This is a genomic window from Devosia sp. MC1541, assembly GCF_012847305.1.
In the GTDB taxonomy this organism is placed as follows: Bacteria; Pseudomonadota; Alphaproteobacteria; order Rhizobiales; family Devosiaceae; genus Devosia.
On record NZ_JABBDZ010000012.1, the window covers coordinates 1 to 16,375 of the forward strand.

Annotated in this window: 14 protein-coding genes, 1 rRNA gene and 1 pseudogene; 2 read left to right on the forward strand and 14 right to left on the reverse strand. The window is 57.6% G+C overall.

The features are described from left to right. From HKD40_RS12670 to HKD40_RS12695, 6 genes are all read right to left on the reverse strand, one after another. Positions 1-62, reverse strand: a 16S ribosomal RNA gene (locus tag HKD40_RS12670); the annotation flags it as partial. An 841-nt stretch (positions 63-903) separates the two neighbouring features. Beyond that, complete coding sequence (locus HKD40_RS12675) at positions 904-1,299, reverse strand: VOC family protein (protein WP_169196144.1); 396 nt, start codon at positions 1,297-1,299, stop codon at positions 904-906. 12 nt (positions 1,300-1,311) lie between these two features. Beyond that, entirely contained in the window at positions 1,312-1,941 is a 630-nt protein-coding gene (gene upp / locus HKD40_RS12680; RefSeq protein ID WP_169196223.1) for a uracil phosphoribosyltransferase, read from the reverse strand. Between the two features lie 30 nt (positions 1,942-1,971). Beyond that, the gene (locus HKD40_RS12685) at positions 1,972-3,189 is read right to left on the reverse strand and encodes a phosphopentomutase (RefSeq protein WP_169196145.1); all 1,218 of its coding nucleotides are present in this window, start codon (positions 3,187-3,189) and stop codon (positions 1,972-1,974) included. A gap of 35 nt (positions 3,190-3,224) precedes the next feature. Next, positions 3,225-4,544, reverse strand: coding sequence for a thymidine phosphorylase (deoA, locus tag HKD40_RS12690; protein ID WP_169196146.1), 1,320 nt, complete (start codon positions 4,542-4,544; stop codon positions 3,225-3,227). A 56-nt stretch (positions 4,545-4,600) separates the two neighbouring features. After that, entirely contained in the window at positions 4,601-5,071 is a 471-nt protein-coding gene (locus HKD40_RS12695) for a MarR family transcriptional regulator (protein WP_169196147.1), read from the reverse strand. 99 nt (positions 5,072-5,170) lie between these two features. On the opposite strand from HKD40_RS12695, the gene HKD40_RS12700 reads away from it, so the two are divergent. Both HKD40_RS12700 and HKD40_RS12705 read left to right on the forward strand, forming a co-directional pair. Next, positions 5,171-6,391, forward strand: a complete 1,221-nt coding sequence (locus HKD40_RS12700; RefSeq protein ID WP_169196148.1) for an HlyD family secretion protein — start codon at positions 5,171-5,173, stop codon at positions 6,389-6,391. A 12-nt stretch (positions 6,392-6,403) separates the two neighbouring features. Further along, positions 6,404-7,441 (forward strand): FUSC family protein, encoded by a 1,038-nt coding sequence (locus HKD40_RS12705; RefSeq protein ID WP_169196149.1) that lies wholly within the window; start codon positions 6,404-6,406, stop codon positions 7,439-7,441. Here the strand turns inward: HKD40_RS12705 and HKD40_RS12710 are convergent. The 8 genes and pseudogenes from HKD40_RS12710 to HKD40_RS12745 all read right to left on the reverse strand — a co-directional run bounded on the left by HKD40_RS12710 (position 7,438) and on the right by HKD40_RS12745 (position 16,314). Then, entirely contained in the window at positions 7,438-7,731 is a 294-nt protein-coding gene (locus HKD40_RS12710) for a hypothetical protein (RefSeq protein WP_169196150.1), read from the reverse strand. The genes HKD40_RS12705 and HKD40_RS12710 overlap by 4 nt on opposite strands. A gap of 5 nt (positions 7,732-7,736) precedes the next feature. After that, entirely contained in the window at positions 7,737-10,103 is a 2,367-nt protein-coding gene (locus tag HKD40_RS12715; protein WP_169196151.1) for an aldehyde dehydrogenase family protein, read from the reverse strand. Positions 10,104-10,117: 14 nt separating this feature from the next. Next, entirely contained in the window at positions 10,118-11,107 is a 990-nt protein-coding gene (deoC, locus tag HKD40_RS12720; RefSeq protein ID WP_169196152.1) for a deoxyribose-phosphate aldolase, read from the reverse strand. 57 nt (positions 11,108-11,164) lie between these two features. Then, entirely contained in the window at positions 11,165-11,569 is a 405-nt protein-coding gene (locus HKD40_RS12725) for a cytidine deaminase (RefSeq protein WP_169196224.1), read from the reverse strand. A gap of 30 nt (positions 11,570-11,599) precedes the next feature. Beyond that, positions 11,600-12,574, reverse strand: coding sequence for an ABC transporter permease (locus tag HKD40_RS12730; protein WP_169196153.1), 975 nt, complete (start codon positions 12,572-12,574; stop codon positions 11,600-11,602). Further along, positions 12,574-13,662 carry an ABC transporter permease gene (locus tag HKD40_RS12735; protein WP_169196154.1) on the reverse strand — a complete coding sequence of 363 codons (1,089 nt, stop codon included), beginning with the start codon at positions 13,660-13,662 and terminating at the stop codon, positions 12,574-12,576. The genes HKD40_RS12730 and HKD40_RS12735 overlap by 1 nt, the downstream gene beginning before the upstream one ends. Positions 13,663-13,778: 116 nt before the next feature. Further along, a pseudogene (locus HKD40_RS12740) lies at positions 13,779-15,329 on the reverse strand (ABC transporter ATP-binding protein); the annotation flags it as partial. A gap of 28 nt (positions 15,330-15,357) precedes the next feature. Then, complete coding sequence (locus tag HKD40_RS12745) at positions 15,358-16,314, reverse strand: BMP family ABC transporter substrate-binding protein (RefSeq protein ID WP_248306058.1); 957 nt, start codon at positions 16,312-16,314, stop codon at positions 15,358-15,360. Between the last annotated feature and the right edge of the window lie 61 nt (positions 16,315-16,375).

The window sequence follows — 16,375 nt, forward strand, 5'->3', positions numbered from 1 at the left end:
ACTTGCATGTGTTAAGCCTGCCGCCAGCGTTCGTTCTGAGCCAGGATCAAACTCTCAAGTTTAATCATGACTATTGTCGCTAGATGCACGTTTGCGTTTTGACGAGGACACACATCAAATTGCGCTATTAAAGCGCTAAAAGAGTGTACCTCTAGAAACGTGCACCCATCGAAGTCTAGTTAACTTCCACTGGAGTAAACCCCAGCTTCCGTTCGCAAGAACCTCGCCGTCCACGTTTCTCTTTCTTCAATCTTCACAATGTCAAAGAGCTGACCCATCGGCTACAAACCGGACACGTCATTTTGGAAGCAAAACTTCCGGAGTTCTTAGAGACAAAGCTATCTGTCCGGTTGCCCGGCAGATCGTCTGCCCTGTCAGAAACTGCTAAACAGTGGGAGCAGCAAGTGCTCGGCGTCGTTAGCGTTCGTGGGTTTTAGTCAGAAGCTTTTGCTTCGTCAACACCCATTTTCGTGAATTCCGAAATCTTTCGAAATCCACTAAACCAATTTCAAATTTACATTTGATTTCAGTCGTTTGCCGCGTCGCTCAGTGCCGGTAGGCGCTGTGCTCTGCAGCGATGACCGGGTTATAGGGGCAGCCCTGTTTGCTGTCCAGAGCCCTCGACAAAAATCGATGGGATTCAGGTTTTTGGCGTACGTCGCAGTGTGAAAAAGCCGACTGAGTCAGTAGCGTTTGCAATGCTGTCCCGAGTTATCCACCTGGGGGAAGATTTTTAGCCGAATGGGACAGTCAGCGAGAGATCGCCATTGTATGGAAGACCCTTGGTCGAAAATCGTCTTGTGGGGACCGAAATCGCTTCATTTCCCGCACCGTCTGTCGGCCCTAAAACGCAAAAAGCCCCGAACTGTGGTTCGGGGCTTTCTTATCTCATGCGTGCAGCGCTTACTTAAAGCGACCGCCCTTTTCGATAACTTCGATTTTATACCCATCAGGGTCGGTGGCGAAGAAGAAGCGGCCAACCGGGGTGTCGCCGTTCTTAAAGTCGACAAGCTTACCGACTGTCAGGCCTTCAGCAATGAAGCGCGCATATTCGGCGTCCAGATTGTCGACAACCACAGCCAAGTGGCCATAGCCAGTGCCGAGTTCATAGGGTTCGGCCCGACCCTTATTGACGGTCAGCTCCAGTTCGAATTCGCCCGTGGCCGTCGCCAGATAAACCAGCGTGAAATCGGCGAAGTCGATACGCTCAATAAGCTTGAGACCAAATGCCTTGTCGTAGAACGCGAGTGAACGCGCTTCTTCGACGACACGGATCATCGAGTGAACGAGCTTTGCCATAAGTGGTCGTCCTTATCGTGTGCCGTACATGCGGTCACCCGCATCACCGAGACCGGGGATGATATAGCCCTGCTCGTTAAGATGACTGTCGATGGACGCGGTATAGACCGGAACATCAGGGTGGTGCTCGGTAAAGCGCTTAATGCCTTCTGGCGCGGCCAAGAGACAGAGGAAGCGAATATTGTTGGCGCCGAGGGCTTTGAGCTTATCGATCGCAACCGTGGCCGAGTTGGCCGTTGCCAGCATCGGGTCAACAACGATGATCAGACGATCTTCAAGGTTGGATGGCGCCTTGAAGTAATATTCGACCGGCTCAAGGGTCTCGTGGTCACGGTACATGCCGATATGGGCGACGCGTGCCGCGGGCACCAGGTCGAGCATGCCGTCGAGTAGGCCGTTGCCAGCGCGCAGGATCGAAGCGAAGACCAGCTTCTTGCCCTTGATCATCGGCGATTGCATGGCGGTCATCGGGGTCTCGATATCCACCATTTCCAGCTGCAGGTCGCGGGTCACCTCATAGCACATGAGATGCGCGATTTCGCGCAAGAGGCGGCGGAAGCCGGCAATAGAGGTTTCCTTGTTCCGCATGATCGTCAGCTTATGCTGGATCATCGGGTGATCAATCACGGTAACATTGCCCACGACTTCACTCATTATCGATCACCTCTGCGGTCACAAAAAGGATTTGCCATGCGGTCCCGGTGATAAACCGAGCCACGCGGCGATGGTTTCGCCAATATCGGCGAAGCTGGAGCGGATTCCAATCTCACCTGGAGGCAGGATTGGGGAAAAAACGAGGATGGGGACCTGTTCACGCGTGTGATCTGTGCCCGGCCACGTCGGATCATTACCGTGGTCTGCAGTAATGACCAAGAGATCGTCTTGCCGCATCCGAGAGATTATCTCCGGAAGCAGGCTATCAAAGAGTTCTAATGCCCCAGCATATCCAGCAACGTCGCGCCGGTGACCATATTCGCTGTCGAAATCGACAAAATTGGTCATGATCAACGCCCGATCCGCCGCCATCTCCATGGCATCAAGCGTTTTATTCAAGAGATCAGGGATGCCCGTCCCTTTTAGTTTATGGGTTACACCAGACCCTGCATAAATATCGGAGATCTTACCGATAGCGTAGACGTGATGGCCCGCCGCCTGATTACGATCCAAAAGCGTCGGCTCAGGGGGCTGCAAGGCAAAGTCACGACGATTGCCCGTGCGCTTGAAATCGGCAGCGTTCTCGCCCACAAATGGACGAGCGATCACGCGCCCTATGCGCAAAGGCTCCGTCAGTTCGAACGCGACCTTACAGAAATCATAAAGCCGATTAAGACCAAAATGGCTTTCGTGCGCCGCGATCTGGAAGACGCTGTCGACAGAGGTGTAACAAATCGGCATGCCTGTGCGGATGTGTTCTTCACCCAATTCCATCAGCACATCGGTGCCAGAGGCGTGCTTATTGCCCAGAATGCCGGGAACGTCAGTCCGCGCGCAAAGCTCGGCAATGAGATCATCGGGGAAAGCTGGGATGGTTTGGGGAAAGTATCCCCAATCAAAGGACACAGGGACGCCAGCGATTTCCCAGTGACCTGACGGGGTATCCTTGCCCTTTGAGGTTTCGCGCCCCACACCAAATCGCCCGCCCTTAGGCTGTGCGGATAGGCCGGGAGGGGTGACACCGGTGGACAGAGACACCGCTGCGCCAATTCCCATCGCCTCAAGATTTGGTAGGTGCAGAGGCCCTGAACGCAGACCCTGCTGGTCGGCTCGTCCTTCCGCCGCCCACTGCGCGATGTGCCCCAGAGTATTGGCTCCTAAGTCACCATAGTCCGCCGCATCGGGCGCTCCACCGATACCAACACTATCCAGAACACACACTATGGCACGGGGCATAAACTGCTCCTCAACGGCGACCCAATTTCTTGGCTTTAAGAGGGATTGATCCGCTCTGCAATAAGGGGGTGATCCGTGTTTGCGTTCCCAAGCTGATAGGCTGCGCGTAATCGAGCTTCGGCTTCGGCGGCGCTCTTCTCATCGGCAGCGTGAATACGGGCAACCGGGGCTGACGGCCCCAAACTTTGCCCCAAGCCCGCAAGACGATCAAAACCAACGCGATAATCAATCACATCGGCTGGCGTCGAGCGTCCGCCCTTGAGCGCTACCACCGCCATGCCCACGCCCTTGGTATCGATGGCCGCGATAGCGCCCTCACCCTCCGCGAACACGTCGCGCACAATGGGGGCCGCCGCCAAATGCTGGTCCATATTCTCAATAAAATCGATCGGCCCACCAAGGGCTGCCACCATCTGCCCGAACTTTTCGGCGGCGGCACCACTGTCCCAAACGCGGTGTACGGCCGCCGTTGCAGCATCAGGGGTATCCGCCTTGCCGCTCATCAGCACCAGTTCAGCGCAGAGCGCCAGTGTCACGTCACGTAAACGGGGATCAACATGGCTCTTTGTGAGAAACTCGACGGCGTTGCGCACTTCCAGCCCATTGCCGGCAGCACTGGCCAGCGGCTCGTTCATGTCGGTGATCAGTGCACTGGTGCGCAGCCCTGCCCCATTGGCCACTGCCACAAGGCTTTCCGCGAGCTCGCGTGATTTTTCACGGGTGGGCATAAATGCCCCCGTCCCTGTTTTCACGTCGAGCACCAAGGCGCCGAGCCCTGCGGCGAGCTTTTTCGAAAGAATAGACGCGGTGATGAGGGGAATGGATTCCACCGTCCCGGTCACATCGCGAATAGAATAGAGCGTCTTATCGGCAGGGGCGAGATCGGCCGTCTGCCCGATAATGGCGCAACCGACGCTCTTCACGACCTTGCGAAACAAGGCGTTGTCCGGGCTGGTCTGATAGCCGGGAATGGCGTCGAACTTGTCGAGGGTACCGCCCGTATGCCCAAGGCCTCGGCCGGAGATCATCGGTACATAAATGTCGAGTGCCGCCAGAATGGGTGCGAGCATGAGGGAAACATTGTCCCCGACGCCGCCGGTTGAATGCTTATCGGCAATTGGGCCATCAAGATCGGACCAGTCGAGCACAGAGCCACTGTCGCGCATCGCTACGGTGAGGGCCACACGTTCGGCCATGGTCATGCCTTGGAAATACACCGCCATAGCAAAAGCTGCGGCTTGTGCATGTGAGACCGACCCGCCCGTAAATCCGGAAACGAAGGCGGCGATGTCGACACTATCGAGTTCATGTCCATCGCGCTTCAGCGCAATGATTTCTTGCGGCATAAGAGTCATGGGGCGAGCCTATGACAAAGCACTCTTGTATTCCAGATGGATACGAAGTGCTGACGCTACTTTGACGCGGAGCTTGTCCGCAGGTCGTGCAAGGCTTTTCGGGTGTTCTCGAGCATATCGCCAAGAAATTTCACAACGATGCCCCGCTCTTGTTCCCCTAGCGTATCGAAAACATCTGCATTCGCCTCACGCAGATATTGGCGCACGTGCAAAATGCCCTCAGCTGTCGCCGCTGGCCCGAGCGACAAAAGTACAGCACGTCGATCACTCGGATGCGGTGACCGCTGGATGAGGCCCCGCTGCTCCAATCGATTGAGAAGGATGGCCGTCGCCCCTGATGTCAGACCCAGGTTTTCCGCCAATTGCTTGGGAGCCGCCTGCCCTTCTGCATTACGGATATAATAGAGCGCCATGAGATCTGTGGTGTTCAGACCCGCCTGTTCGGCCATCCAACGGTGGATTTGCATGATTTCCGACGACAGTTCGCGGATCAAATCATCGATCGGTAGTTGGACGGGTTCTGTCATATGCGCGCTCATCATTCTAGCTATGCACCAAAGTATCTTTGTTGCAAAGCTAAATCAGGTTCACTATGTAACGGGCTCTGTTAAGGAGACATCTACACCATGGCACAGGCTGTGACACCCAGCGAAACCGCGAAATCGTCCTCGACCCCTGCTGCGGATAGCAAGGCGCACCTCTCGGTCATCACGCCAGCCTCTACCGATGAGACTGCGGCCGTCGCCACGGAAGAACCCTCTCCTGAACTCGTCGCTGCCGCCAAAGCGAAACGCAAAAAGGCTGGACGCATCGCGCTCGTCTTGGTGCTGGTGCTCGTCGGCATCTTTGCGTGGTATCCGCTGAGCGATCGTCACGCACCGTTTGCAAGCGCTGGTTCGATCACCGCAGACGTCACCCAAATCGCGGCGCGTGTTGCGGGTCCAGTGACCAAAGTCACCATTCGGGACAATGCATCGGTGAGCGCAGGCGACACGCTTTTCACCATCGACGACACCACCTATCGCATGGATGTCGAGCTGGCGAAGGCTCAGCTCGAACAAGCGCTTAATTCGGTCTCGTCGAACGCCGCCGCTATTCCCGCTTCGCAGGCAAAGCTTGATCAGGCACAGTTGGCGCTCGCCAATGCTGTCGATGAGCTGGATCGTCAGCAACAGCTGCATGCTAAGGGTCTGGTATCGCCCAGCAAGCTGGCACAGGCAGAACTGGCAAAGTCCAATGCTGAGCTGACCGTGCAGGCCGCACGTGCGGATTTGGAACGCACAACGACCGCGAGCGGCGCTGCTGACGCGACCAATCCCAATATCCGTACCGCCCGCGCAAATCTGGAAAAGGCTGAATTCGCTCTCGCCAATACCAAGGTTGTCGCGCCAGCCCATGGCTATGTGACCAATGTCAGCCTCACCGAAGGCCAGTTTGTTGGCGCAGGCGCAGGTGCCCTCACCTTCATCAACCCGGCGACCCAGATGGTTATCGCGGACTTCCGCGAAAATCAGCTGATCAATGTCGAGCCAGGCGATAAGGCGACTGTGGTTTTTGAAGCGGCGCCGGGCAAGAAGTTTTCTGCCACGGTGGAAAGCATCGCTTGGGGCATCAATTCGGGCCGCGCGACCGCCAATGGCCTAGCGCAGCCGACCACCGACACTCGTTGGTTCCCTCCTGCCCGCAAGATCCCAGTGCGTATTGCGCTCGACGATCTTTCCGAACTCCCCGCCAATATCCGTATCGGCTCGGAAGCCAGCGTGTTGATTGATCCTAACGGTGGCTTTATCCCCGCCATCTCGCAGGCTCTCCTGACCATCAATGGCTTCATTTCTGGCCTCAACTAAGAGCCTCGATCCATGGAAGAGTTGCCCCGCGTCAGTGCGCTAGACGATCCCTATTTGGCGCTGCGCACTGCGCTGACGGTCATGATCTGTTTGCTGCTCGCCGAGCCATTGGGCATTACCATGCCCATGCTGCCGGTAGTGATGGCGATGAGCATTATGTCCAACCAGCGCGGTGCGCTGAACCCGCGCACCTTTGCGACGCCTATTGTTCTGCCGATCGTTGGCATCGTGTTCAGCTGGATCGCCGCTGTCACCGTCAACGAGCCGATGGTTTTCACCATCGTCAACATCATCCTTGCCGTTGGCGGCTTGGCTTTGATGGTCATGCGCGGTTCGCGTGGCGGCATGATGCTCACCGTCTTCCCGCTGATGATGGCCATGTCAGCGATCATGAGTGACTATGTGCTCGTCGTCATGCGCGACAGCATGGTTATGGGCGGCCTCGCCTTGGGCATCGCCGTGGTCGGATTGAACCTTTTGTTCCCGCCCACGACCAAAACCGTGCACGTAGAAATGGTGGCCCCGCTGGCCAGCACCCAGGCGGGCAAGCATCTGCTGATCCGCTCGATCATCTATGTTCCGGCCATGATCTGGCTGTTCTCGACCGGCGATATGACCATGATGACCATCGTCATTATGATGCTGTTCGTTTGTGGCGAACCCCGGCGCGGCACGCAGATGAACCAGGTCATCGACCGTGGTGGTGGCACTGTGGTTGGCGCAGGCATCGCCGCTGGTGTCCTGATGATTTACAGCATGATCCCGGAAATGCCGGTGCTCGTGCTGCTCTGCACAATCATCACCTATTACCTCGTCGATAAGATGACGACCGGTAAGCAGCGCCCGCTGATCTATCAGTACACCTGCTCGGCAGCGCTAGTGATGATCCTGCAGTCGACCACCGGTGGTGTCGACGCGCTCGAAGCGGTGTTGCAGCGTATCGTTATGACTGGCGGCGCGATGCTGGCGGCCATTCTGATACTGGCTCTGCTCGAAGCACTCTTGCTCGATCCGGACGAAGAACTGCCATCCGAGCTGCGCCCTGCCTAGTCTAATAAATACAAACGCACGGGCGGTTTTGCTGCCCGTGCGATAATCCCTTTTGCTTCAAGATCGAGCTGCACGGCCTTGACCCACCACCCGGCCTTTTCGCCACCGGGAAACAGGTCTTGCGGCAGCTTTGGCTTAACAGCCGCGATCAGTTCGCTCACCGATATGCCCGGCGCTTGGCTCGGCAAAACAGCCAAGACCACCTCACGCACAGCTGCGAACTTTGTGGCATCCACTCGATAGGTCTTGCCGGGTTGGCCGACATTCTCGATTTCGATCTTGTCGGCCATGTTTGTTACGCTCCGTAGGGGATCCAGACGTTTTTGATCTGGGTGGCTTTGCCTAGGAAATACTCGCCTGAGAAGCGAGGATGAGCCAGATCAAAATCAAAGCCCCGCGTCGTCCAAGTTTGCTTCACATTGCCCGCCGAGGCTTTTTCGACCATGGCCGAGCCTTCGGCGGGGCCAGCGAACCACACCCCATCAACGCCGTCGTGCTCAGCCAAAGTTTTGGCCAATGCAACGCTATCGCCCGTGACGATGTTGATGACGCCTGCTGGCACGTCCGAGGTTTCGAGAACTTGATAGAAGTCCGTCATCGAAAGCGGCGAGCGTTCCGAGGGAACCAGAACCACGCTATTGCCCATGGCAAGCGCCGGCGCAATCAGCGCGATAGAGCCAAGCAGTGGACGCGACGGCGGCGCGATAATGCCCATCACGCCCAATGGCTCAACCATGGCCGCAGCCACAGCCCGCATCGGCGGATTGTGCACCGCCCCATCGTATTTGTCCGCCCAGCCTGCAAAGGCAAAAAGACGTTCGATCGAGAGATCGACCTCTTCGCCACCATCAACGCCTGTCTGCGCCTTGATCCGCGCCGCAAATTCATCGCGACGGTATTCGAGATTTTCAGCAAGGAAATAGAGGATTTGCGCGCGGGTATGGGCCGCGGTTGTGCCCCAGCTCAGAGCACTGCGGGCCTTTTCGACAGCGTTGCGAATATCCTTGCGATTGCCGTCGCCGACCTCACCCATCAACTCGCCCTTCGGCCCAAGCACCGGACGGTTGTAGGCGCTATCGGGCCGCGCCTGCTTGCCGCCGATATACATTTTGGCCGTCTGGTCGATCCTGCCATCAAGCGGGTTCTTCGTGCCTGTCGCCGCAATGGCTGGCACGGCCTCAGCTTTCTTGAGGTCTTTTTCCCAGTTTGGCTTGAGGTAGGCACCCATGCCTTCGCGTCCGCCTTCGCGGCCAAAGCCAGATTCCTTATAGCCGCCAAAACCAACCGCCGCATCGAACTGGTTGGTGCCATTGATCCAGACCACACCGGCCTTGATCTTCGGCGCAATATCGAGCGCGAGGTTGACGTTCTCAGTCCACACCGTCGCCGCCAGCCCGTAGCGCGTGTTGTTCGCCAGCGCGATTGCCTCGTCCGGCGTGCGGAAGCTCATCGCCACCAGCACTGGGCCAAAGATTTCTTCGGCAACAAGTGTGTTAGCAGGCGACACATTCGTCACCAGAGCCGGCTTTAAGAAGCAGCCCTTTTCCGGCAGGGCCCCATCAGCTTCGTACACGACCGCGCCTTCAGCCACGCCGCGCTTCATCAAATCGCGGATGCGCTCCACCTGCACAGGCGCAACCAGCGCACCAATGTCGATGGACTTATCCAGCGGATCGCCGACCCGCAGTTTTGCCATGCGCGCCTTCACCTTGGCGATGAAGCGCTCTTCAATGCTCTCCTGCACGAGGAGGCGCGAGCCCGCGCAACACACTTGGCCCTGATTGAACCAAATGGCTTCCACCAGACCCTCGACTGCGCTGTCGAGATCAGCATCTTCAAAAACGATGTAAGGCGATTTACCGCCCAGCTCGAGCGACAGGCCCTTGCCCGAACCCGCCGTTGCCTCGCGGATGATCTTGCCCACTTCGGTCGAGCCGGTGAAGGCGATCTTATCAACGTCCGGGTGATTGACGATAGCGGCACCCGTGTCGCCTTCGCCGGTGACGATATTGACCACACCCTTGGGCAGGCCAACGCGGTCGCAAATATCGGCAAAGAGCAGCGCCGTCAGCGAGGTGAACTCAGCTGGTTTGAGGACCACCGTATTTCCCGCCGCCAGCGCCGGAGCCACTTTCCACGCCAGCATCAGCAGCGGGAAATTCCACGGAATGATCTGCCCACACACACCATAAGGCGCGTGATCGGGGAACTCGCGGTCCAGGTGAGTGGCCCAACCGGCGTGGTGATAGAAATGGCGCGCAACCAGCGGAATGTCCGCATCGCGGCTTTCACGGATCGGCTTACCATTGTCCATGGTTTCGAGCACGGCAAAGAGGCGGCTGTGCTTCTGGATCATGCGCGCGATGGCATAAAGATATTTGCCGCGCTTGTAGCCCGAAAGCTTGCTCCAGCCGCCGAACGCCTTGCGTGCAGCCTTCACCGCCCCATCAACATCCTCAGCCGTACCGTCAGTGATATCGGCGAGCTTTTGTCCATTGGCCGGATTGGTCGAGGCAAAAACTTTGCCCGGCGCAGTCCATTCGCCATTGATGAAATGGCCAAATTTGCGCCCCTTGGCGTCGAGCCAAGCATTGGCCTGATCCGCCCCTTCCGGTGCGGGACCATATTCAAGGCTTTCAAAGATTTGAGCGATCTTGTTCATGGGTGCAAAAATCCTCAAACCAAAGGCTGGCGGTAGTCGGCGGCGTAATGGCCGGTGAGGCCATGCTCCAGCTGCCGTTCAATGTCGGTGAGCAGGCTTGATGCGCCAAAGCGGAAGAGGTGCGGTTGCAACCATTGATTGCCCAGTTCCTCCTTCATCAACGCCATATATTTGAGCGCGTCGCCAGCGGTCGAAATCCCACCCGCTGGCTTATAGCCAATCTCAATACCGGTCTCTTCGGCAAACCAGCGGATCATGCGGATCATCGACAAGGAGGTCACAAGGTCAGCATTGACCTTTTCCTTGCCGGTCGAGGTTTTGATAAAATCGGCCCCTGCCAGCATACACACGAGCGAGGCCTTAGCGACATTGGTCTGCGTTGCCAGCTCGCCCGTGCCCAAAATGGTTTTTATATGCGCGTCGCCACAGGCCTTACGGAAAGCGCGGACCTGATCATAAAGCGCCTGCCAATCGCCGCGCAGAACCATGCCGCGCTCGATGACAATGTCGATTTCCTCAGCACCGTCTTTAACCGACGCCTCAATCTCGGCAATCTTGGTGTGGACCGGAGCCAGACCATGCGGAAAGCCGGTCGACACCGCCGCCACAGGAATGCCCGTGCCTTCCAGCGCATCGAAGGCCGTTTTGACAAAGGTGTGGTAGACGCAAACTGCACCGGGCAGAATACGCAAATCTTGCACGCCCAGCTTTTCGACGATATCCGCGCGCAGTGGCTTACGGGCCTTAGCGCAGAGGCGCTCGACGCGCGCTGGCGTATCGTCAGAGTTGAGCGTTGTCAGGTCGATCATGGTGATCGCCTTGAGCAACCAAGCGAGCTGATAATCCTTCTTCACCGTCCGTCGCGCCCCGATGGAGTTGGCGCGGCGTTCGAGTGCCGAACGGTTCATGCGAACGCGTTCGACCCAATCGAGATCAAGAGCAAAGCCGGGGTTGCGCTTGTGGGCCGGATGCGACGTCGAAGCGTCGACAACTTTGAGGCTCATAGCTCCTCCTTAAGGGGCAGTCCCCCTACTGGTTCGGACAAATCGCGTCCGTATGCGTTAGCGGCCCAGAAACTCCGGACCAAAACTATGCGGCAACAGCTGTTCCAGCGTCTGCACCAGTGGCGCGCCGTCAACGCCGTGTGAAATCACTTCCACATCGAGATCGGCGAACTCGCGAATACGCTGGCGGCACGCGCCGCAGGGTGTCACGGGCGTAACGCCCGGACCCGTCACATAGATGCGCTGAATACGTTTTCCGCCGCCCGCAATCATCGCCGCAATAGCGCTTGGTTCTGCGCAATTGCCGACTGGATAGGAAGCGTTCTCGATATTGCAGCCAGAGTAAATCTTGCCGTCGTCGGCCAGAATGGCCGCACCAACATGAAAGTTGGAATAGGGCGCATAGGCCTTGCCGCGAACCGCTTCGGCTGCCGCGAACAGGGCCTTATCGTTTTCAGACAGAGACATTGGCAAATTGCGCCAGCCTTACGGCTAGCGCTCCTTGGTGTAGGGAATGCCCGAAGCTTTTGGAGCCACGGCGCGACCGACAAAACCGGCAAGCAGAATGACGGTAAGGATATAGGGCAGAGCCTGAATGGCCTGCACCGGCACCTCGCCAATGATCGGGAAGACCTGCCCTTGAATACGGAACTGTACCGCATCAAGGAAGCCGAACATCAAGCACACCAGCAGAGCTGGGCCCGGACGCCATTTGGCAAAGATCAGTGCTGCCAGAGCAATATAGCCTCGGCCCGCCGACATATTGTTGTTGAACCCAGCCGACTGCGCAATCGAGAGATAAGCGCCGCCAATACCCACCAGAACGGCCGTGATGATCAGCGCCTGATAGCGCAGACGCGTCACCGAAATCCCGGCCGTATCAATCGCCTTGGGGTTTTCGCCCACGGCGCGAAGACGCAGGCCAAATCGCGTCCGGAACAGCACCCACGCCGTCACCGGAACGGCGATGAAGGCGAAATAGGTGATGATGTTATGGCCCGAGATCAGCTCATTGTAGATCTGGCCGATAACAGGGACACCCTTCAACTCTTCCGCAAACGGAAGGGTGATGGGGTTGAAACGCTGATCGCCCGAAAGCTGAGGCGTGTACCCACCGCGCTTAAACCAGGATTGGCCCAAGAAGGTGGTGAGGCCCGCAGCGAGGAAGTTGAGAGCCACGCCCGAAATCGCCTGATTGCCCTTAAAGTTGATCGAGGCGAGGCCGTGAATGCCCGAAAACACCAGCGCAGCGCCGATCCCGGCGAGCAGACCGAGCCAAGCAGAGCCAGTGACCGCCGCTGTGGCTGCCGCAGCAAAAGCGCCCGCCAGCAACTTGCCTTCAAGGCCAATATCCACAATGCCCGCACGCTCTGAATAGAGCCCAGCCAAACAGGCGAGGATCAGTGGCACGGCCAATCGGGTGGTGGAGTCGAGGACGAGTGTTAGATCGACGATAAACTGATCCATCACTTACCTCCCGCCGGAGCCGCTGATCGCGTCAGCAATCGCGCCAGTGGCGCGCGCAGCATATCGCCCATCGCGCCGGTAAACAGAATAACGAGTGCCTGAATGGTGACGATCATCTCGCGGGTAATCCCCGGCATGGTGAACGCCAGCTCTTGGCCGCCCTGATACAAAATGCCGAATAACAGCGCCGAAAGCCCAACCCCGATCGGATGCGCGCGCCCCATAAAGGCCACCGCTACACCCACAAAGCCAGCGCCGTTGACGAAGTTGAGGATCAAACGCCCCTGCACACCGCCAACGTTGTTGACCGCAACCATTGCCGCCAAAGCGCCAGCCATGGCCATGACGATCATGATCAGCTTCTGGTTGGAAATCCCAGCATAGGACGCAGCGACCGGATTGGCACCGAGCGAGCGCACGGCATAACCAAACTTGGTGCGCCAGATCAGCCAATAGACGAACACCAGCGCGATCAGCGCGAGGAAGAACGTCAGGTTCACCGGCGAGTTTTTAAAGAGTTCGATGAAGGTGCGCAGCTGCGGCACGCGCGTGATCGCTTCAAGCGGCGCGCTTTCGTCCGAGTTCACACCTTCAGGCTTCAATTGCTTGGAGATGATGTAGCTCATCATCGAGGTGGCAATGAAGTTAAAGAGTATGGTCGTGATAACGATGTGACTGCCGCGCTTGGCTTGCAGATACCCCGGCACAAAGGCCCAGGTCGCGCCAAACATAGCGCCCGCGATAATCATCATCGGGAACATGATCGCCCAGTGCGTTCCGTTGAACGCCAGACCGATCAGGATAACCCCGAGCCCACCCACATAGGCCTGCCCTTCAGGCCCGATGTTAAAGAGACCCGCGTGATAGGCCAGCGACACCGCGAGCCCGGCAAAAATAAAGTCAGTCGTGTAGTAGAGCGTATAGCCAAAGCCCGAGCCGTAGCCAAAAGCGCCGTAGAGCATGATACGCACGGCTTCGAGCGGATTTTGCCCCACAGCCAGCACGATCAACCCGCCCACCAGGAAGGCGAGTACGACGTTGAGAACAGGGAGCAGCATAACGTCTGCCCAACGTGGCAAGGCGTTCATCAGTTGGTCTCCCTACCGGTATTATTCTTTGGCGACATCTGCACCAGCGTCTGCTGGATCGGCGTCTCATGCGCGGGCAAGCTACCCGCTTCGCTAACCACTTGGTCGGCGTGCGAGCCGGTCATCAGCAAGCCAAGCTCAGTTTCATCCGCTGTTGCGGGATCGGCTTCGCCAACAATATGGCCGTCGAACATCACGAGGATACGGTCGGCCAGCGACCGGATTTCGTCCAGTTCCACCGAGACGAGCAGAATGGCCTTGCCCGCGTCGCGCATTTTGATGATCTGGTTATGGATAAACTCGATCGCGCCGATGTCGACGCCGCGCGTCGGCTGACCAACGATCAACACGTCCGGATCGCGCTCCATTTCACGGGCGAGGACAATCTTCTGCTGATTGCCGCCGGAGAAATTGGCTGTCTTGAGGTCGAGATCGGCCGGGCGCACGTCGAATTTCTTGACGTAAGCTTCTGCGGTCTCGCGTGCTTTTTTGATGTCGAGGCTGAGGCCAGAACCATAGGTGTTCTGGTAGCCCAAAATGGCGTTTTCCCAGGCGGAGAACTGGGTCACGAGCCCCATGCGCAGACGGTCTTCTGGAACGTGCGCTAGGCCCGCCAGACGCGCCCGCGCTGCGCCGTCATCGCCTTCAAGCGAGAGCGGCTTGCCGTTGACCAGCACCTGACCGCCGAGTTGGTCACGCATGCCGGCGATAGATTCGAGCAATTCCGATTGCCCATTACCCGCCACACCCGCGATGCCGACGATTTCGCCCGCACGGATTTGGAAGGAGACGTTCTTGACGCGTGGAACCTTGAAATCGTCGGTGACGATGAGGTTCTGCACCTCAAGCATTACCTTGCCCGGATTGGCCGGGCCCTTCTCGACGCGCAGCAAGACGCGACGCCCCACCATCAGCTCGGCGAGCTGTTCGGGCGAGGTATCAGCGGTCTTGAGGGTTTGAACCATCGCTCCTTGGCGCATAACCGAGACTTCGTCGGTAATGGCCATGATCTCACGCAGCTTGTGCGTGATCAAAATGATGGTTTTGCCTTCGGCACGCAGCTTTTCGAGAATGCGGAACAGATGGTCCGCTTCGGCTGGCGTCAACACGCCCGTTGGCTCGTCGAGAATGAGCGTCTCGGCACCGCGATACAGCGCCTTCAAAATTTCGACGCGCTGCTGCTGCCCAACCGAGAGATTTTCGACAATCGCATCGGGGTCAACTTCAAGCCCATAGTCGCGTGCAAGCGCCTTAAGCTGGTCACGCGCCTTGTTGAGCGAAGGTTTGAGGAATGCCGAGTCCTCGGCCCCCAATACGATGTTCTCTAAAACTGTAAAATTATCCACCAGCATGAAGTGCTGGTGCACCATGCCAATGCCGAGCGCCAAAGCGTGGCGACTATCGGTGATGGAATGGGCCACGCCGTTAACGCGGATCTCTCCGCTGTCAGCAGTGTAAAAGCCATATAGGATCGACATCAGTGTCGACTTGCCAGCGCCATTCTCGCCAACGATGCCGTGCACCGTACCGCGCCTGATGGCCAGGTCGATGTCTCGGTTCGCGTGAACCGCACCGAAGTGTTTGTTGATCTTGCTCAGCTCAATTGCGAGCGAGGTGTCAGCGGCCCTTTCGGGCCGCTGAGCATTATGAGAGTTCAGATTAGTCATGGCTCAGCCCTGACCTCACTTGTAGGTCTTAAAGGGCTGGGCAGGTCTTGTCGGTACGGCTGTCGTGAACAACAACAGCGCCAGAGATGATGTCAGCAGTGGCCTTTTCGACAGCTGCCTTCATTTCCGGAGTGATCAGCGAAGCATTGTTATCGTCAAATGCTGCACCAACACCTTCTTCAGCCAGACCAAGAGTGATCAGACCTGGAGCCCAGGTACCGTCTTCAACGCCCTTCATGGCATTGTAAGCAGCAACGTCAACGCGCTTGAGCATCGAAGTCAGAACCGAACCTGGATGCAGGTGGTTCTGGTTGCTGTCCACGCCGATGGACCACTTGCCAGCGTCAGCTGCTGCCTGCAGCACGCCTGCGCCTGCGCCACCAGCAACCTGGAAGACAACGTCTACGCCCTGATCAAGCTGGGACTTTGCAACTTCGGTTGCCTTGCCCGGATCGTTGAAGGCTTCAAAGCCGGTGCCGACATAAGTCTTGATGACTTCGATGTCTGGGTTAACCGACTTGGCGCCCTGTGCGTAGCCGCAAGCAAATGCGTCAAGCAGGTCGAAGTTGAACGCTGGGATCACGCCAACCTTGCCGCTCTTGGACTGCATCGCAGCCAAGATACCGACGAGGTACGAACCCTGTGGCTCTTCAAAGACAACAGACTGAACGTTCGGCAGGTCAACGACGGTGTCGATGATGGTGAACTTGGTGTCTGGGAAGTCTGGAGCCACCGCACGCAGTGCAGTTTCCCACGAGAAGCCCGGAAGCACGATCGGGTTGTTGCCGCGCGAAGCGAACTGGCGCACGGCCTGCTCACGCTGCGCGTCGCCCGAAATTTCCAAGTCCTGATAGGCGCCGCCTTCAGCCTTGAACTTTTCAGCGCCGTTATAGGCTGCTTCGTTGAACGACTTATCGAACTTACCGCCGCCGTCATAGACGAGAGCGCCGTCAGCGAAGGCTGCACCGGCCAACAGAGCGCTCATTGCAACGCCGCCAGCGATAGCTTTGGTGAGGGTCGAGATTTTCATCGAGTTCTTTCTCCCT